At 45.3% G+C, this 17,678-nt stretch carries 15 protein-coding genes and 1 tRNA gene; 8 read left to right on the top strand and 8 right to left on the bottom strand.

The window, feature by feature from the left end:
* Positions 1-279: 279 nt before the first annotated feature.
* Complete coding sequence (locus FJD32_RS16515; RefSeq protein ID WP_037415438.1) at positions 280-2,400, top strand: methyl-accepting chemotaxis protein; 2,121 nt, start codon at positions 280-282, stop codon at positions 2,398-2,400.
* Positions 2,401-2,639: 239 nt separating this feature from the next.
* On the opposite strand, the gene FJD32_RS16510 is transcribed toward FJD32_RS16515, so the two are convergent.
* The 5 genes from FJD32_RS16510 to rpsU all read right to left on the bottom strand — a co-directional run bounded on the left by FJD32_RS16510 (position 2,640) and on the right by rpsU (position 7,480).
* Positions 2,640-2,716 (bottom strand) — tRNA-Ile (locus FJD32_RS16510).
* A 304-nt stretch (positions 2,717-3,020) separates the two neighbouring features.
* The gene (gene rpoD / locus FJD32_RS16505) at positions 3,021-4,871 is read right to left on the bottom strand and encodes an RNA polymerase sigma factor RpoD (protein ID WP_086024099.1); all 1,851 of its coding nucleotides are present in this window, start codon (positions 4,869-4,871) and stop codon (positions 3,021-3,023) included.
* Between the two features lie 135 nt (positions 4,872-5,006).
* Positions 5,007-6,731 (bottom strand): DNA primase, encoded by a 1,725-nt coding sequence (dnaG, locus tag FJD32_RS16500; RefSeq protein WP_037431044.1) that lies wholly within the window; start codon positions 6,729-6,731, stop codon positions 5,007-5,009.
* Positions 6,732-6,814: 83 nt separating this feature from the next.
* The gene (locus FJD32_RS16495; RefSeq protein ID WP_037415447.1) at positions 6,815-7,258 is read right to left on the bottom strand and encodes a GatB/YqeY domain-containing protein; all 444 of its coding nucleotides are present in this window, start codon (positions 7,256-7,258) and stop codon (positions 6,815-6,817) included.
* Between the two features lie 6 nt (positions 7,259-7,264).
* Positions 7,265-7,480 (bottom strand): 30S ribosomal protein S21, encoded by a 216-nt coding sequence (gene rpsU / locus FJD32_RS16490; RefSeq protein ID WP_006080725.1) that lies wholly within the window; start codon positions 7,478-7,480, stop codon positions 7,265-7,267.
* A 214-nt stretch (positions 7,481-7,694) separates the two neighbouring features.
* Here rpsU and tsaD point away from each other — a divergent pair, with 214 nt between their 5' ends.
* Positions 7,695-8,711, top strand: a complete 1,017-nt coding sequence (gene tsaD, locus FJD32_RS16485) for a tRNA (adenosine(37)-N6)-threonylcarbamoyltransferase complex transferase subunit TsaD (RefSeq protein ID WP_037431043.1) — start codon at positions 7,695-7,697, stop codon at positions 8,709-8,711.
* Between the two features lie 76 nt (positions 8,712-8,787).
* Here tsaD and plsY read toward each other — a convergent pair whose 3' ends face one another.
* On the bottom strand, positions 8,788-9,399 hold the full coding sequence (gene plsY / locus FJD32_RS16480) for a glycerol-3-phosphate 1-O-acyltransferase PlsY (RefSeq protein ID WP_055646713.1): 612 nt from the start codon (positions 9,397-9,399) through the stop codon (positions 8,788-8,790).
* A 261-nt stretch (positions 9,400-9,660) separates the two neighbouring features.
* On the opposite strand from plsY, the gene folB reads away from it, so the two are divergent.
* The 4 genes from folB (at position 9,661) to FJD32_RS16460 (ending at position 12,306) form a co-directional block, all read left to right on the top strand.
* The gene (gene folB / locus FJD32_RS16475; RefSeq protein ID WP_055646712.1) at positions 9,661-10,011 is read left to right on the top strand and encodes a dihydroneopterin aldolase; all 351 of its coding nucleotides are present in this window, start codon (positions 9,661-9,663) and stop codon (positions 10,009-10,011) included.
* A 48-nt stretch (positions 10,012-10,059) separates the two neighbouring features.
* On the top strand, positions 10,060-10,563 hold the full coding sequence (folK, locus tag FJD32_RS16470; RefSeq protein ID WP_037415460.1) for a 2-amino-4-hydroxy-6-hydroxymethyldihydropteridine diphosphokinase: 504 nt from the start codon (positions 10,060-10,062) through the stop codon (positions 10,561-10,563).
* An 18-nt stretch (positions 10,564-10,581) separates the two neighbouring features.
* The gene (locus tag FJD32_RS16465; RefSeq protein WP_037415463.1) at positions 10,582-11,382 is read left to right on the top strand and encodes an undecaprenyl-diphosphate phosphatase; all 801 of its coding nucleotides are present in this window, start codon (positions 10,582-10,584) and stop codon (positions 11,380-11,382) included.
* A gap of 84 nt (positions 11,383-11,466) precedes the next feature.
* Entirely contained in the window at positions 11,467-12,306 is an 840-nt protein-coding gene (locus FJD32_RS16460) for a putative RNA methyltransferase (protein WP_037427620.1), read from the top strand.
* 610 nt (positions 12,307-12,916) lie between these two features.
* On the opposite strand, the gene FJD32_RS16455 is transcribed toward FJD32_RS16460, so the two are convergent.
* Complete coding sequence (locus FJD32_RS16455) at positions 12,917-13,183, bottom strand: Lpp/OprI family alanine-zipper lipoprotein (protein WP_007650000.1); 267 nt, start codon at positions 13,181-13,183, stop codon at positions 12,917-12,919.
* Between the two features lie 235 nt (positions 13,184-13,418).
* Positions 13,419-14,669, bottom strand: a complete 1,251-nt coding sequence (locus FJD32_RS16450; RefSeq protein ID WP_088585913.1) for a multifunctional CCA addition/repair protein — start codon at positions 14,667-14,669, stop codon at positions 13,419-13,421.
* 174 nt (positions 14,670-14,843) lie between these two features.
* Between FJD32_RS16450 and FJD32_RS16445 the strand changes: the two genes are divergently transcribed.
* Both FJD32_RS16445 and FJD32_RS16440 read left to right on the top strand, forming a co-directional pair.
* On the top strand, positions 14,844-16,511 hold the full coding sequence (locus FJD32_RS16445; protein ID WP_088586972.1) for an ExeA family protein: 1,668 nt from the start codon (positions 14,844-14,846) through the stop codon (positions 16,509-16,511).
* Complete coding sequence (locus FJD32_RS16440; RefSeq protein WP_069454475.1) at positions 16,511-17,623, top strand: general secretion pathway protein GspB; 1,113 nt, start codon at positions 16,511-16,513, stop codon at positions 17,621-17,623. The genes FJD32_RS16445 and FJD32_RS16440 overlap by 1 nt, the downstream gene beginning before the upstream one ends.
* The last annotated feature ends 55 nt before the right edge of the window (positions 17,624-17,678 follow it).

The following is a 17,678-nucleotide window of genomic DNA, read 5'->3' as shown; positions in this document are numbered from 1 at the left end:
TTTGTAAAAAAGTGTGGCTCGCTAATCTTTGTGGTTTGTGAGTTTGGTCATATTTGCGTTCATCGATTTGGGATAAATATCAAATTGCCACCTATTGGGATAAAGGTCGCAATTGGCCCTAAATCTGTCGGTGAAAAGTTTTACTTATAGTTAACAATTCACTATCTTAAAGACTGGTAATCCCGACGCAGAGTGCTATTTTTTAAATTAGTCAGCAAAAATAAAAATGAACTAGATCAAAATAATTAGGCTCTTGACCTTATATTTGGAGTTTACTCGATGAAGCATTTGTCCATCAGTACTAAGTTGTTGTGGATCACTTCCGCCTTATTTCTCTCAATAGTGGCTATTCTCTCCATCAGTCTATGGTGGACCCTCTCGGATCAAAATGCTGAACTTTCCTACCAGGTTCAAGAAACATTGCAAAAGGAGACCCACGATAAGCTTGAAGCGCGAGCGGGCGAATATGGCGAAATGGTCGCAGGTTTTATCAACGAAGCTTACCGGATCCCTTATTCCTTTTCAGGCATACTTGAAAGCACGTCAGAAGAATTGCCACTCAAGCGTGATCGTTTAGAACTCGCTGTGGCTGCTGTGTTAAAGAAAAATACGCAAATCTCGTCAATGTATGCCCAGTTCGAAGCTAATGGGTATGATGGACTCGACAGTGAATTTTTAAATGTTAATGTCAGCCATAGTGTTGCTTCATCTGGAGCATTGGAGGTGTATTACACTCGCAATGATGATGGCACAGTTGAACATAACCAAGTTGATGATTCATCGGAAAAATATAAAACAACTCTCAACGAATTTGGTATACGAGATGCTGAATGGTTTTTATGTGCAAAGGAGACCTTAAAGCCTTGTTTAATGGAACCTTATCTCTACGAAATCACCCCTGGCAATACAGCGTTAATGACGTCGTTAACGGTTCCTGTACTTAAGCATAAACAATTTATTGGTGTGGTTGGGGTGGATCTCAACCTACCAGTATTCCAAGTGTTAATTGATAAACTGTCTAAAAGCCTTTATGACGGCCAAGCTAAAGTGACTTTGCTCAGTACCCGTGGTTTAGTGGTTGCCGCAAGCCACTACAGTAAAAAGGCGCGTCCATTAGCCGAGTCTATTGACCCCAAATTGGCAACACAAATTGTTGGATTGCATAAAAATGGCGGTTACATGGCAAATGACGATGAAATTATCGTTGCCTATCCGATTAATATTCCCCTTGCCAACGCAGAGTGGTCACTTGCGATTCAAGTCCCTAAATCAATGGCACTCAAGAGTTCGATTCAACTAAATGAAAAAATGGACGAAATGGCAACATCACTTGGCAGCATCTTATTGATTGTTGGCCTAGCGGTTTCCATTTTAGCGGTTGTTACCATCAGCATAGTGATCCGCAGCGTGATTGCACCGCTCAAAGTCATTCAGGGACGCGTTGAAAATTTAGCCAGTGCCGATGGCGATTTAACTCAATCGATTGAAGTCGATTCACACGCAGAACTTATCGCTCTGGGTAAAGGATTTAATTCCTTTATCAATAAACTTAAGGATTTAATCTCCGAGCTTAAAGCGTTGGCAGGGCGGACACAGGAGGAAAGTTTATCCTCTGCAAAAATTGCAGAATTAACCCGCGATAGCGTACATCGTCAATATGGTGAGATTGAGAGTGTTGTGACTGCGGTTAATGAAATGAGTGCTACAGCCCTTGAGGTTGCCAAAGCTTCTGAACAAACCGCTGCCGAAACGGAGGCTATGTCACGCAATGTGCGTCTCAGTGAAGAGAGTCTGACTAAAGCGATGGATTATGTGACTACTATGTCGCAAGAGTCTATGCAGGCTAAAGTCGCCGTCAGTAAAGTGGCTGAAAGTAGCACTAATATTAGCCGTATCCTCGAAGTGATTAGCTCCATTGCCGCGCAAACAAACTTACTCGCCTTAAATGCGGCTATTGAGGCTGCTCGCGCAGGTGAGCAAGGACGGGGTTTTGCGGTGGTGGCCGATGAAGTAAGGGCACTTGCCTCCAAAACCCAAAGCTCCACCGACGATATTAGCGTGCTGATTGATGCGCTCCAAAAAGAGGTTCTTAGTGCATCGGGGATTATTGATAAAGGTGCTGAGCGTGCACAAATGGCCGTTTCGCAAACGGAGCAAGCGCTTACCTCCCTTAATTCTATGGTTAGCCAGATTGAGGAGATTTCAGCGCAAGTGACCCATATTGCTGCGGCGGCAGAGGAGCAAAGTGCCGTTACTGAAGAGGTTAATCGAAATATTACTGGCATATCCGACTCAGCCTCTGAACTCGCTCGTCTTGCAGGCGAAGCACAGCAAAGCAGCGTCGTTCTCGCCGAGCTGGTGAAACAACAACATCAGCAATTAGGTAAGTTAAAAACCTAACCAGATGGTCAGCCTCCTGCTATTTAAGGTCTGACAGGCTTTCTAACCTTATCAAGGCGCTAACGTGGTTATCAGTTAGCGCCTTTGTTTTTGCTTTAATTGGGCCATTACCTAAAGGGACAAATCGAAATCGCGTTTGAGTTAGTTATCGGGAATGAGTCGCGTTGGTATGAGTGAGTGTCGACAGATTGCAGAAACAAAAAAGCCCATTATTAAATGGGCTTTTTTGTTGAATTTGGTGGTGGCCCCTCACGGACTTGAACCGTGGACCTAACGATTATGAGTCGTGTGCTCTAACCAACTGAGCTAAGGGGCCTACTAAAGGCAATCGTCATCACCTAAAGCGAGTGGCAGTATACTAAGCTTGTTTGCGCTTGTCACCCGTGTTTTTCGATGAAATTCACCGAATTGATTCAATTGGTTATCTGTTAATCAACAGTTGTTTCTGCAAAGTTTTTTTGCCGTGCGATTCATGGTCAAGGTAATTTAACTCTCTGATTTTGAAAGAGGGTTGAGCTGTATATTGTGCTGGTTTGTTACTCGTTAACTGAATGATGGCGAAAAAAAGCCCCGCAGTGCGGGGCTTAGGCTTAATATTTGACACTTATCTATTCGTCTATCTATTCGTCTAAGAAGGACTTTAAGATTTCTGAGCGTGAAGGGTGACGCAGTTTACGCAGCGCTTTTGCTTCAATTTGACGGATACGTTCACGGGTTACGTCAAATTGTTTGCCCACTTCTTCTAGCGTGTGGTCGGTGTTCATGTCGATACCAAAACGCATGCGCAGTACTTTGGCTTCACGGGCTGTTAGGCCTGCTAATACCTCATGGGTAGCGCTCTTCAAGCTTTCGCTGGTGGCGCTGTCCAGAGGTAATTCGAGGGTGGTATCCTCGATAAAATCGCCTAAATGCGAATCTTCATCGTCACCGATTGGGGTTTCCATGGAGATCGGTTCTTTAGCGATTTTCAGTACCTTACGGATTTTGTCTTCCGGCATCATCATTCGCTCTGCCAATTCTTCAGGTGAGGGTTCGCGGCCCATTTCCTGTAGCATTTGGCGAGAGATACGGTTCAGCTTGTTGATGGTTTCGATCATGTGTACTGGAATACGGATCGTACGGGCTTGGTCCGCGATTGAGCGGGTGATTGCCTGACGGATCCACCAAGTCGCATAGGTCGAGAATTTGTAACCACGGCGATATTCAAATTTATCAACAGCCTTCATCAGACCGATGTTACCTTCTTGGATTAAGTCCAAGAATTGCAGACCGCGGTTGGTGTATTTCTTAGCGATAGAAATTACTAGACGTAAGTTTGCCTCAACCATTTCTTTCTTCGCACGGCGAGCTTTAGCCTCACCGATTGACATGCGGCGGTTAATATCTTTAATCGCGGCAATAACTAAGCCTGTTTCTTCTTCGATGGCGGCCAGTTTGCTACGGCAGCGCTGCACGTCATCCTCAACCATTCTTAAGCCTTCGGCATAAGGTTTGTTTGAGGTTTTTTCTGCATTAAACCAATCGAGATTGGTTTCGTTACCAGTGAAGAACTTAACAAAGTTTTTCTTTGGCATTTTAGCTTGTTCGACGCAAAGCTTCATCAGGAGACGCTCTTGCACGCGAACACGGTCCATCATCGAACGCATACTTTTCACTAAGCGGTCAAATTGCTTAGGTACTAGACGGAACTCTTTAAAAATCTCACCGATCTCAAACAGTGCTTTGATCGATTCTGGATGTTCACGGCCTTTGGCTTCGATGATTTTGAGCGCGTTTTCGTAGGCGGTTCTTAACTGGCTAAAGCGTTCACGAGCCTCTTCAGGATCGGGACCTTTATTACCATCATCATCGCCGTCGGCATCACCGTCTTCGTCTTCCTCGTCTTCCTCATCATCTTCATCTTCAAGATCTTCTTCTGATAATTCAGAACCGATGTGAGTAGCGGTTGGGCCTAAGTCTTCTTCGTCAGGGTTAACAAATCCAGAGATAATATCAGACAGGCGCAGTTCATCGGCTTCATACTGGTCGTATTGCTCAAGGATCATGGCGATCGCTTGTGGGTATTCGGCTACTGAGCTTTGAACTGTGTTAATGCCTTCTTCGATGCGTTTGGCGATAACGATTTCGCCTTCACGGGTCAGCAGTTCAACGGTACCCATTTCGCGCATGTACATACGCACAGGATCCGTGGTGCGGCCAAGCTCACTTTCTACCGTGGCAAGGGCGGCGGCTGCTTCTTCTGCTGCATCTTCGTCTGTGTTGTCTTCCGACATCATCATGTCATCGGCATCGGGAGCCTCTTCGAATACCCGAATGCCCATGTCATTTATCATCTGGATAATATCTTCGATCTGGTCAGAATCGACCATGTCTGCAGGTAAGTGATCGTTCACTTCTGCATAGGTTAAGTAACCTTGCTCTTTACCTTTGGCAAGCAACAGCTTGAGTTGCGACTGCGGAGTATGATCCATAGATATCATCCAAGTTGGGAAACTGTTACAACGACGGACAGTTAGCTCGTGCTAAGTGCCGCGCAAATCGTCAATTATAGCCATGTGCACTTACCTGTGCTAGTCACTGGGATACTGAATGAGGACATTTTTGCCTCAGTTTAGTCCTTTCATGACTGAGATCAGCTTCTGCAGCTGGATCTTTTCTTCCTTAGTATGGGTCTGTTTTAGACTCAATTCCTGATATCGTTGTTCAATATATTGATTGTTCAACCAAACCAGGGTCTGTTTAAACTTTTCGAGCAAGTTTTCTTCCGCCACTTGATGGTCCCATTGGGCTAATTTATGCAGCGTCCCGCTGTGGGGGCTGTCTCTGAATTGCTCAAGTAGTTGTGCGCTGTTTAACTTATGCTCTCGAGTTAACGCCAACAGCAATGGCAGCAAGTCGATGCCTGGCATTTGCAGATGGTTTAATGCTGGTTGCGGAGATAACCCCAGTCCCAGCTCGGGATGCTGTACTAACAAGGCGATGGCAAGTCGCAATGGTGTACCGCGTCCTTTGAGTCCCGTTGATGCTGTGGGCTTAGTTTGTTTGACACTAAAACCCAGTTTTTTCTTCATATCGTCTGAGCTGTTCATTCCTAACTTATGAGCTAAGCTCTCAAGTAGGAGGTTTTGCAGCACAGTGTCTTGAATTTTTTCAATTAGGCCAAAGGCTTGTTTGGCTAAATTACCTTTATCGGTACCGTATTTCGTCGTTAATGTATCAAACAAAAATTCGGGCAGGCTGATAGCACTGTCCATCAGTTGCTCGAATGCGTCTTTACCAATCTTGCGAACCATTGAATCTGGATCTTCAGATTGCGATAAAAACATAAAACGTACTTTATCCCCGGGTTTTAACAGGGGCAAGGCAGTTTCTAAGGCGCGCCAGGCGGCCTCATTACCGGCTCTATCGCCGTCGTAGCAGCAAATGACTTCTTTAGCACTACGCAGCAACAATTGAAATTGTTCAGCTGTCGTCGAGGTGCCAAGCGATGCAACCGCATAATCGACACCATATTGGGCTAGGGCAACGACGTCCATATAGCCTTCGACAATCAGTATTTTGTCTGGATCACGATGACGTTGCTTTAGCTCGTATAGGCCGTAGAGTTCATTGCCCTTATGAAATATGGGCGTTTCTGGAGAATTCAAGTACTTGGGTGTGCCATCTCCCAATACTCTGCCACCAAATCCAATCACACGACCACGGCGGTCGCGAATGGGAAACATCAGGCGGTCACGGAATCTATCGTATCTTTTACCGCTGTCATTGCTGATCAGCATGCCTGCGGTCAGGAGTTTATCCTGTGCATCTTGACTGTGTCGGTAGCGGCTTAATAACCCATCCCAACCGTCGGGTGCAAAACCAATCCCAAAATGCTCAACAATATCATCGGATAATCCGCGATAAGCGAGGTAGTCGATGACTTTTTGCTTGTCTTGGTGTTGTCTTAACTGGGTTTGAAAAAAGCGACTCGCTTCTTCCATTAATTGGTAGAGATCACGGCTTAGGCCATCGTCTTGGCGTTTACCCGTGCCTTGTTCTCTGGGCACTTCTAAGCCCAGTTGTCCGGCAAGATCTTCAATAGCATCGATAAAATCGAGTCTGTCGTACTCCATCACAAAATCGATGGCATTGCCGTGGGCGCCGCAGCCAAAACAATGATAAAACTGTTTATCGCGGCTAACGGTAAACGAAGGTGATTTTTCACTATGAAAAGGACAACAGGCCGAGTAGTTTTTACCCGCCTTTTTCAAGGGCACCTTGCGGTCGATAAGTTCGACGATGTCGGTGCGAGCGATTAGCTCATTGATAAAATCACGAGGTATTGCCATTGAGTGCTTAAAATCTCGCCTTGCGCGAATTTAAACAAACAAGCCGCGCATAGGCACGGCTTGTTCATACATTGAAACGCTAATTATTGCAATTTTGCACGGATCATAGCGCCGATAGCGCCCATGTCTGCACGTCCTTGAACTTTAGGTTTTAATGCTCCCATTACTTTGCCCATATCCGCCATGGAGGATGCGCCTATTTCAGCAATAGCAGCATCGATGAACGCGGCAATTTCCGCCTCAGAGAGGGGAGTAGGCAGGAAAGCTTCAATAACTTGAATCTCTTCTGCTTCTGCTGCGGCCAACTCGCTACGACCCGCTGCTTCATATTGAGCAATCGAATCGCGACGTTGTTTCACCATTTTGGTTAAGACAGCTATAACCTGCTCATCATTCAGAGTTTCGCGGGTATCCACTTCAATCTGTTTGATGGCTGCAAGTGCCATACGAATAGTGCTCAATCTCGCCTTCTCTTTGGCGATCATGGCCTGTTTCATATGGTCTTTTAGCTGATCAATTAGGCTCATAAGAGATTAGTATAAACGTACGCGACGTGCGTTTTCGCGAGAAAGCTTTTTAGCTAAACGTTTAACTGCAGCTGCTTTTGCGCGCTTACGAGCAGTAGTTGGCTTCTCGTAGAATTCACGAGCACGCACGTCGGCTAAAATACCAGCTTTTTCACAAGAGCGCTTGAAACGACGCAGAGCTACGTCGAATGGTTCGTTTTCACGTACTTTAATAATTGGCATACGCCATCACCCCTTAGGTGTAGGTTGTCTGGTTCAATGACTTGAACCAAGTGTATTTAAAATGGTGCGGAATTTTATACCGAGACCACTAGGCTTGTAAAGCCCTAATCATTTCAGCTTGGTTTGGGGGGCTGAATAACGTGATTGTCGGCTGGAGTAATTGTCATCATGCAGGTAGAATTAGCGCCCTTTAAACGTTTTGATTTGAGGCACCATGCGGGTTCTAGGTATTGAGACATCCTGTGACGAGACAGGTATTGCCGTTTATGACGATAAGCTGGGGTTACTTTCCCATGCGTTATATAGTCAGGTTAAGTTGCATGCGGATTATGGTGGCGTGGTGCCTGAACTGGCCTCCCGCGACCATGTGCGCAAAATTGTCCCGCTGATCCGCCAAGCGTTGAAAAACGCCAATACCGACATTGCCGACATCGACGGTATCGCTTATACCAAAGGCCCTGGATTAATTGGGGCTTTATTAGTGGGCGCCTGTGTTGGTCGCTCGCTAGCCTTTGCATGGAACAAGCCCGCCATCGGTGTACATCATATGGAAGGGCATTTACTGGCACCTATGCTTGAGGAAGATGCTCCGGAGTTTCCTTTTGTTGCACTGTTGGTGTCAGGCGGTCATTCCATGTTGGTCAAAGTCGATGGTATCGGCCTTTATGAAGTCTTAGGAGAGTCGGTGGATGACGCCGCCGGTGAAGCCTTCGATAAAACGGCCAAGTTGATGGGGCTGGATTATCCTGGGGGGCCACGGCTTGCCAAACTTGCCGCCAAAGGCGAGCCTGCTGGTTATCAGTTCCCGCGTCCAATGACAGATAGGCCTGGGCTTGATTTTAGTTTCTCCGGCCTTAAAACCTTTACCGCCAATACCATTGCCGCTGAACCTGATGATGAGCAAACCCGCGCCAACATCGCCCGAGCTTTTGAAGAAGCGGTTGTAGATACCTTAGCGATTAAATGTCGCCGCGCCTTAAAACAGACGGGTTATAACCGTTTAGTGATTGCCGGTGGCGTGAGTGCCAACACCCGCTTACGCGAAACCTTGGCTGAGATGATGACCTCTATTGGTGGTCGCGTTTATTATCCTCGTGGTGAATTTTGTACTGATAATGGCGCCATGATTGCCTTTGCTGGATTACAGCGTTTGAAGGCAGGGCAGCAGGAAGACTTAGCAGTAAAAGGTCAACCGCGATGGCCGCTCGATACCTTGCCGCCTGTTGCTTGATATTCTGCGAGTTAATCTAAATAAAAACAGTGCATTAAGCACTGTTTTTATTTATGTATGATAATGCTCAAATGGCTTAGGGCGGAGGAGGACGCTTTTTACGTGATACCTTAGATTCTTCCCCTTTGAGAAGTCGCTGAATATTTTCTTTATGGCGAATGATTATCAGGGTCGAGAGCATCGCAACTGGAATGGTAAACCTATCGTCAAGCCACCAAGTATAAAGTGGTGCAAGCAATGCGGTAATAATGGCAGCAAGGGAAGAGTAGCGGCTAATCAAGACTAAGGCGACCCAAGATGCCATCAAACAGATGGCCAAGTCATCACCAATTGGTGCCATGGCTCCAAACGCTGTTGCAACGCCTTTGCCACCTTTAAAACCAAAAAAGATCGGATAGATATGGCCAAGACAGGCGGCGATTGCGATAAGGCCGAGGGAAATGGCGTCAATTCCCATTAAATAGGCAAGATACGTTGGTAGAGCACCCTTCAGCATGTCGAAAAATAACACCATGGCAGCCGAACTTGCGCCGCCAATGCGCAGCACATTGGTTGCTCCGGGGTTGCCCGAACCCTGCGTTCTTGGGTCGGGAAGGCCTCTTATCCTACACACTAGCACAGCACTTGAGACAGAACCGGCTAAATAGGCGGCCACAATCATCAAAAGTGTCAGTGTTAATTGACTCACATTGGTTTCCTTACACGTCTTAAGGTATTATCGCGCCACAATTTAACGGCCACTTGGCAAGCATTCAGTCATAAGCGATGGCGATTACGCAACTTATCAGGTTGCGATAGTTTCTGAACGAACAAATCCTTTTGGGCGTTATCCTACTTCGGATTGGCCCGAGTAGAAAGTAAATTAGTCGTTCAATTGAACGGTGGATTATACAGACTCTATGGCGTTTAGCTTATCAGACCTCATTGGTATGAGTGAGTAGGAATTAATATGGATAAAGTGCTTATTCGACAATTACGTATTGATACTGTGATTGGCGTCTATGAATGGGAAAAGAAAATTCACCAAAGCTTGTTTTTAGATCTGGATATGGCTTGGGATAATAAGGCCGCAGCGGTAACAGACGATTATCAATACGCGCTCTGCTATGAGACGGTATCGAATCGCCTGACTCAGCTCATTACCGAAAAGCCCATTGAGTTGATTGAGACGGTTGCCGAGCGGATTGCCCAGTGTTTGCTGACCGAGTTTAAGGTGAGTTGGGTAAAAGTGGTGGTGATGAAGCCAGGTGCTGTCCCTTCAGCCGCTTCTGTTGGGGTTGAGATTGAGCGCTCACGTTAATTGAATCTTTAGATTCGGGTTTTCGGTTTGGACGGTTCGGACATTCGTATGGCACGTATATACATTAGTTTAGGTAGTAATATAGAACCCACTCGCTACCTTAAGGCGGGCTTGCTGTCCTTACGGGAATACTTTGGCCCGCTGCAACTCTCCTCAATGTACGAGAGTGAAGCGGTTGGATTTAATGGTACCAACTTTTTAAACATGGTGGTCTGTGCACAAACGAGTCTGAATATTGCTGAGGTAGTTGCGCAGTTTAAGCAAATCGAGCAAAATCACGGCCGGTTGGTGGGGGCCAAAAAGTTTAGTCCAAGAACCTTAGATATTGACCTATTGCTCTACGATGATGTCGTTTGTCAGACCCCTGTGGTACTGCCCCGCGCCGAAATTGTCAGTAATGCTTTTGTGCTTTGGCCTTTAGCGGAAATCGCCCCCAATTTGATTCACCCATTGCAGCTAAAAACCTATGCTGCAATGTGGGATGAATATGATAAAACGTCACAAAAGCTGTGGCCGGTGGCCTTTGAATGGCCTTTTGGACTGACTTTTTAATTGATTGATAGGATTGTCATGGATACGTTTCAGGTAATTATTTTAGCGTTAATTCAAGGATTAACAGAGTTCCTCCCCATTTCAAGTTCGGCGCACCTTATCCTACCTGCACAGCTTTTAGGCTGGGAAGATCAAGGGTTATCCTTCGATGTTGCCGTTAATACAGGTTCATTGTTTGCCGTAGTGATTTATTTTAGGCATGAACTTTGGGCTATGTTTAAGGCGTGGATTGCCAGCATGGTTAAAGGTCAGCATTCTGACGATAGCAAACTGGCATGGTGGATTATTCTTGCTACTTTACCTGCGGTATTTTTTGGTTTTATGGCCAAAGACTTTATCGAAACCCATTTACGCAATGCCGGCGTTATTGCTGTGACAACAGTGGTCTTTGGTTTGCTGCTTTGGTGGGCGGATAAGATGTCACGCCGTGATTTGACGGTTTATCAAACGGGGTGGCGCAAGGCATTATTAATTGGTTTTGCTCAGGCGCTGGCGTTAATCCCGGGGACATCTCGCTCAGGTGCGACGATGACCGCGGCGCTGATGTTAGGTCTTAGCCGCGATGCTGCTGCGCGTTTCTCGTTCTTGATGTCTGTACCTGTCAGCTTAGGCGCGGCTATTTTAGTGGGTAAAGATTTGGCTGAAAGCCCGCTTCCCATTGACTATCAAGCGCTTACACTAGGCACTGTGATTTCTTTCGCTGCGGCTTATCTGTGTATACATTATTTCTTGAAAATCATTAGCCGCATGGGTATGACGCCTTTCGTTATTTATCGTCTTGCCCTTGGTGCTGTGTTGTGTGGATTTATCTTCTTATAATGCACTCGCTCTTTTGCCAAAAAATCGGGTCAAGTACCCGATTTTTGTGTTTTTAGGCATGAATTTTCGTATTTGGAGTTGTTTATGAGCCTTCAATATCAATGTCCTACCTGTAGTTTGCCACTGATGCAACATCAGGCGTCCCAAGGTTTTTATTGTGCGAATAAGCACCATTTTGATAAGAATGAAGCTGGATATTGGGTGTTCACTAAGCCTGCTCGTCAAAAGCCGACGGGGGATAGTCGTCAACAGGTCAGAGCTAAACGGTTCTTACTCGAGTCAGGGATTTTTACGCCTTTAATCGACAAAATGGGTGAGATGATTGCTGCGCATTTACAGGCTGATGATTGTTTGTTGGACTACGAGTGTGCTGAGGGCTTTTATTTACGTGCGTTATCTTCGTTGCTGTCAAGGCTGACAAATGGGATGAACGTCCACTACAGTGGCGTTTCGGATGCAGAAAATACTATTTTTGCTGCAGCTAAAGCGCAAACGCCAGCATCGCTCTATCTCAGTACATCCAAAGCGTTACCCTTTGCAGATAATTGCTTCGATTTTATTACTGTTGTCGATAAGCCGTTGAAGGGAAAAGAATGCGTCCGCGTGCTTAAAGAGCAAGGGCTTATGTTGCAGGTGATCCCAGGTGCTCGGCATTTATGGCAACTCAAGACGCTCATTTATCCAGAACTCATTGAAAAATCAGTCCAAATAAATTTACCTACTGGGTTAATCGTAAAAGAGCAGCAGCGAGTGCAATTTAGTTTATCGATAACAGGTGAACAAGTTTTGGTATTGCTTGATATGACACCTTATGCGTGGCGTGCATCGGATAAAGTCAAACACCTTATTCGGACTCAAGTATTCAATAATCTAGAAATTGACTTTATTTTAGTCTTAGCGCAAAAGTCTTTAATCAGAGCTTAACTCGCTAAAATAAATAATCCTATTGGATGTTTTTTAACCTATTCATAAGCTTAGGTATTCTATTTCTTGATGCTTCTGTAGAGTGAATAATGCAAGTGCATGATAATAATCGAGCTTTTATGTTGCTTTTATGTTAATCCAAGACTGCATGCCTTGGAGTTTGTATTTATTCAGCCGTCGTTCATTACAGATATAACCTCTTAACTGCTTTTGTCTCGCAAATTGCTTGAGTTTGCGCTGTTGTACTTTCATTAAAATACCCGTTAAGAGATTTAATAAAAATAACGTTTTTAGTGAGAACAGGGGAGAGGATTATGAAAAGTGAAAAATCGATTTTACGATGGATATACCAGTTTAAGAATGATTAATACTGGAAAGTCGTTTTCTTTCGATAAGAGTTTATCTTGATGTCAAGCTGAGAGTTTGGTTTGTGAAGCTAATAAGCATTAGCTAAATTTCAGTTATTCAACACAGCTTGGCTTATTACGGAATTAGCTTGTGAAAGCTGACAATCAACCATAAAAAAAGGCTTGGATCGATGTGCTATTCGCTTTCATCTCTCTCAAGCCTTTGATCTTAACCTGATGAATTACAGGTTAATTACCTATCATTACTTCTTGTAACGAGAAGCAACGTTGTCTAGACGGTCGTTAGCGCGTTTAGCTTCTGCTTGTGCGTCCATAGCTGCTGCTTTAGCATCTTTAACGTCTGCAGACAGTTTGCTTTGCTCTGATTTCAGAGAGCCAACATCAGCTGACAATTGATCAACTTTGTTGCCCAGAGTTGCAACGCTTTCTTCCAGAGCAGTAGTGTTTGCACAACCACCTAGTAGGGCAGTCATTGCTAAACCAGCAATCATCAGTACTTTTTTGTTCATTGTAAAAAATCCCTTAAAATAGGTTGGATTTGAATGTTTCGTCACTTGGTAATCGAAACTGCCTAATTATGACATAGCTATTTTAATTTGCTACGAATATTAATGCGTTTAACCACTATAGACATATAAATTTTTTTTTAAAAGCGTTTTTTCCCGGTTATATCGTCATTTCTCATCGAAAAATGGTGTCCCATTTACTAGAAAGTGTTTATGTGTTTACAAAAAAATTACAATTTTATGGCGTCAGTTTGGCTTGTTGGTGTGGCCAGTTGAGTTTCACTTGCTCGACGTTATCAATCCGCCTCAAATTGAGCGCTTGTTTTATCTGTCCTCCCTGAAATCCTGCTGCGATGATGGCTTTTATATCCACATTATTAGCGGCTAAAAAACACGCATTAAGGTAGTCACTTTGCGGGTAGGCTTGATGCTCGAAGCCTGTGCGTCCTCGCATATCGGCGATACAAGCCAATAAGAGTTGATTTAGTCGTTCTGGTTTACGCCAAAAATCGGCTTTATCGAAGACTTTAACAATTGTCTCGGCTCTTAATTCAAATGCTTGGTGTACGTTTTGGTGCAGATCACTAACCAATAGAGCGAGGTCGCGATACTCGTTAGGGACTCGTAACCGTTCACACAGTTTTTTAATGACGGGTAATCCTTTTTGTCCATGGCCATGGTGTTTAGGCCAGTGTTCTTTGGGGCTTAATGCCTTACCCAGATCGTGCACTAAAGCTGCAAAGCGTACCGCTTTGTCTTGAGTCAGTAATGTTGCCTGTGTTAACACCATCAGAGTATGCAGACCTGTATCTATCTCAGGGTGCCACTTTTCCGGTTGTGGGATACCAAAAAGTGCATCAATTTCGGGGAATAGGATTTTCAATGCACCGCATTGCCGCAGCACTTGGAAAAAAATCTCTGGATTGGGGCCGCCGAGACTTTTATCGACTTCTTGCCAAACGCGCTCAGGCGTAAGCGCCGTTAATTCCTCGGTTTGGCTCATATGCTGCATCAAGGACATGGTTTCTGTAGCAATCTTGAAACCTAAACTATGAAAACGTGCGGCAAAGCGTGCCACTCGTAACACCCTTAAAGGATCTTCTGCAAAGGCTGTTGACACATGCCGCAGTTGCCGTGCCTGTATGTCCGCGACACCATTATAGGGATCATACAAATTGCCTTCTTCATCTTGGGCAATCGCGTTAATGGTGAGATCGCGTCTTAGCAAATCTTGCTCTAGGGTAACATCGGGACTGGCATAACAGCTAAAACCACCATAACCCAAACCCACTTTACGCTCCGTACGCGCTAACGCATATTCTTGCTGGGTTTTAGGGTGTAAAAAGACCGGGAAGTCTTTACCTACTTGGCGATAGCCCAATTGCTGCATTTGCTCAGGAGTAGCGCCGACAACCATATAATCTTTATCTTTTATTGGAAGGTTTAGCAGGCTGTCTCGTACAGCGCCGCCAACTAAGTAAATTTTCACAGGATTATTTTAGCGAGTGTGCCATAGGCATAGCTTATCATGATGATGCCATTGCAAGGCGAACTAGAGTGTAGATATTTATTAGAATGTCACATCCATGTTGCTGATGCTTTGACAATATCCTTTGGACGTTTTAACGTGGGGCGTTATTTTTAGCTTAGGATGATTGGTGGTATGTACAAGGCCTTTTATGGACTCAGTGATAACCCTTTTTCGATTGCACCCAATCCACATTATTTATTCTTGAGTGACAGACACAGAGAAGCCTTAGCCCATTTAACCTACGGGTTGGGTGAGACGGGTGGCTTTGTGTTACTAACGGGAGAGGTCGGCACAGGGAAGACAACAGTATCTCGTTGTTTACTAGGACAATTACCTGACAATACTGATACAGCATTTATTTTAAATCCTTCGCTGACTGAGTTGGAGTTACTCGCCACCCTATGCGATGAGTTGAAGATTAGTTATGGTGAAAATCCAACGCTCAAGCAACTGACTGACCATCTGAGCCGTTTTTTACTCGCCAATCATGAGAAGGGCCGCAATACCGTTCTCATCATCGATGAGGCGCAGCATCTGCGTGCCGAAGTATTAGAGCAATTAAGGTTGCTCACCAATCTCGAGACCGATACGAAAAAACTGCTGCAAGTCATTTTGATTGGCCAACCTGAACTCCAACTGCTACTCAAACGACAAGAACTGCGGCAATTAGCCCAGCGGATCACTGCTCGTTATCATTTATTGCCGCTAAATGAAGATGAAATTGCCCTTTACGTATTGCATCGTTTGCAGGTTGCTGGTCGTTTTGAACCTTTATTTACGCGAAAAGCCATTAAGGTACTGCATAAATACAGTGGTGGTATTCCTCGTCTCATCAACTTATTGTGCGAGCGAGCCCTTATGGCTGGGTATGCTCAATCTAAGGTGCCCATTGATCACCATATGGTGAGACAAGCGGCTGCTGAAGTATTAGGGGAGGAAGAACCGCAGCAGCATAAGTATCTGTGGCCAAGTGCTATCGCCGCCGCATTGGTACTAGCTTTTGGAGTATCCTATTGGTTGTTTACGGATAAACTCGCGGTTGCCAATGTGACGACTGAGCCTGTTATCCACGCCAAACAAACAGTTGTAACTGACAGTTCTGTTCAGCAAAGCCAAACGCCAGTAAATAATACTGAACCAGCACTCACTCAAGTGCAAAATACTGTTGTGGCGGCTGACCCAAGTCTGCGGGTATTACAGGAGGCTATCAAACAAAGTCGAAGTATTGATACCGCCTTTGCAGGTCTTTTTAATGTGTGGGGCAAAGTCCCATTTAAAGGCCTCACTGCCTGTCAGTCTGCACGGGAACAGGGGCTGTCATGTTATCAACAGCAGGGAAATTGGATGTCGATTACGCGGCTAAATTATCCTGCCGTTGTATATTTAGTTGATGATAATCAACAAGATTTTTATGGTGCTGTCATTGCAGTTGATAGTGATCAGCTATTGATGCAATTGGGCGAGCAGCAGCTTTGGGTTGATAGAGCTTGGTTCAATCAACACTTTAGCGGCACCTTTGAAATTCTCTGGCAGGCCCCCAATTTACCTATGCTGGAAATTAGCCAAAAATCGAGCCCTGGGCAATTACAGTGGCTGGAGAATGCGCTTGCCCATGTGGCTAAACGACCTTCACGCCGAGTCAGCCAATTTGATCTTAAGTTGGAGAATGATCTTAAAGCCTTTCAAAGCCAACATGGATTGAAGGCTGACGGTATTGCAGGCAATCAAACGTTAGTGAGACTGAATTTGTACTTAAGTGATCAAGGGCCGCGCCTAACCGATAATGGAGCCCAGAGTTAATGTCCATTTTACTCGACGCGGTAACCCGTAATAAACAACAGCAAGCTTCACCTTTACCCGATGCGGTACTAACGCCGAGGGCAAGTTATCCTGCGCCACGCAAGGCTTCTTTCCCTGCTGCAAAATTGTCGCTGCTTGCCGTTGCGATTACTCTTGGTATCGGTGTGGCATGGGGCGTTGCGCATTGGCAACAGGTCAATTCAATGATGCCCTTGAAGGCTAATGATGATAGTAGAAGTGATCTTCAAACGGGCACAGTGATAACTCAGCATGCTTCAAATACAGGTTCTGATAGCTCTGTCTCAACGAGTCAGGCTAACCGGACCGCATCCTTAAATGACCCAGTAAGTGCAGCCACTACGGTTGCCACACAGGAAGATACTGTTACTCAGGGGAACGCCGCAGGATTTCGATTAGCTGGGAAAGTCGCTTTGCCCAGGGAGCAGGTATTAAATGATGTGCCTTTAAGCGCCCAAGCTTATCCGAGCGTAGATTCGTCACAGGTTGTCGCTACAAATACCTCCTCAAATGCTGATCCTAGTTATGATGACTATCTTGCGACGTCAGCGGCCTTAGATGAAACAACTCGCGCCCAGCCATCATCTGCCGAAAATGGGGAGCTGGCGCAAGAGTTTGCCGATCCTGAACCAATAATGTTGGGGGCGAATGCTAATCGTCAAGGGTTAGCAACACTTGAGGCGCTGCGTCAACAAGTTAATGCTGCGGCGACGGATGTTGGCTTGGATACGGCGCAGAGTCGTCAAGATGATGAATTGGTCGCGACCTTCCAAGATGCACTGAAAGAGGTGGAATATGTCAAAGCGGCTAAAACGCCTGTGACAGAGCCTAAGCTTGATCCTATCCCTAAAACGGAAAATGGCGATATTCCTAAATACGGGCAACTGCCAGCGGGATTACAACTACAAGTACCGGAATTTAATATTGTTGCCCATGTTTATTCGACGGATGCGAGTCAGCGTTGGTTAAACGTTGACGGTGCCGAGTTACAGGAAGGCGATATGATTGGTGGTAAGTTGAAGATTATTGCCATTCGTCCGCGGGATGTCGTTTTAGACATTCAAGGAACACAGTTTAGGGTTCCGGCGATGTAAGGCATTCTCTTACGACAAAAGGCGCCTGTTGGCGCCTTTTGTTTATCGTTTTAAA

This window comes from Shewanella sp. LC6 (assembly GCF_006385735.2).
Classification (GTDB): domain Bacteria; phylum Pseudomonadota; class Gammaproteobacteria; order Enterobacterales; family Shewanellaceae; genus Shewanella; species Shewanella xiamenensis.
The sequence above is the reverse complement of the archived record's forward strand: the minus strand, read 5'-3'. Positions and strand labels throughout refer to the sequence as shown.

Bases quoted from the DNA above. Each gene is read 5' to 3' on its own strand.
- FJD32_RS16515 (WP_037415438.1), top strand. From the start codon at position 280: ATGAAGCATTTGTCCATCAGTACTAAGTTGTTGTGGATCACTTCCGCC.
- rpoD (WP_086024099.1), bottom strand. From the start codon at position 4,871: ATGGATCATACTCCGCAGTCGCAACTCAAGCTGTTGCTTGCCAAAGGT.
- dnaG (WP_037431044.1), bottom strand. From the start codon at position 6,731: ATGGCAATACCTCGTGATTTTATCAATGAGCTAATCGCTCGCACCGAC.
- FJD32_RS16495 (WP_037415447.1), bottom strand. From the start codon at position 7,258: ATGAGCCTAATTGATCAGCTAAAAGACCATATGAAACAGGCCATGATC.
- rpsU (WP_006080725.1), bottom strand. From the start codon at position 7,480: ATGCCAATTATTAAAGTACGTGAAAACGAACCATTCGACGTAGCTCTG.
- tsaD (WP_037431043.1), top strand. From the start codon at position 7,695: ATGCGGGTTCTAGGTATTGAGACATCCTGTGACGAGACAGGTATTGCC.
- folB (WP_055646712.1), top strand. From the start codon at position 9,661: ATGGATAAAGTGCTTATTCGACAATTACGTATTGATACTGTGATTGGC.
- folK (WP_037415460.1), top strand. From the start codon at position 10,060: ATGGCACGTATATACATTAGTTTAGGTAGTAATATAGAACCCACTCGC.
- FJD32_RS16465 (WP_037415463.1), top strand. From the start codon at position 10,582: ATGGATACGTTTCAGGTAATTATTTTAGCGTTAATTCAAGGATTAACA.
- FJD32_RS16460 (WP_037427620.1), top strand. From the start codon at position 11,467: ATGAGCCTTCAATATCAATGTCCTACCTGTAGTTTGCCACTGATGCAA.
- FJD32_RS16455 (WP_007650000.1), bottom strand. From the start codon at position 13,183: ATGAACAAAAAAGTACTGATGATTGCTGGTTTAGCAATGACTGCCCTA.
- FJD32_RS16445 (WP_088586972.1), top strand. From the start codon at position 14,844: ATGTACAAGGCCTTTTATGGACTCAGTGATAACCCTTTTTCGATTGCA.
- FJD32_RS16440 (WP_069454475.1), top strand. From the start codon at position 16,511: ATGTCCATTTTACTCGACGCGGTAACCCGTAATAAACAACAGCAAGCT.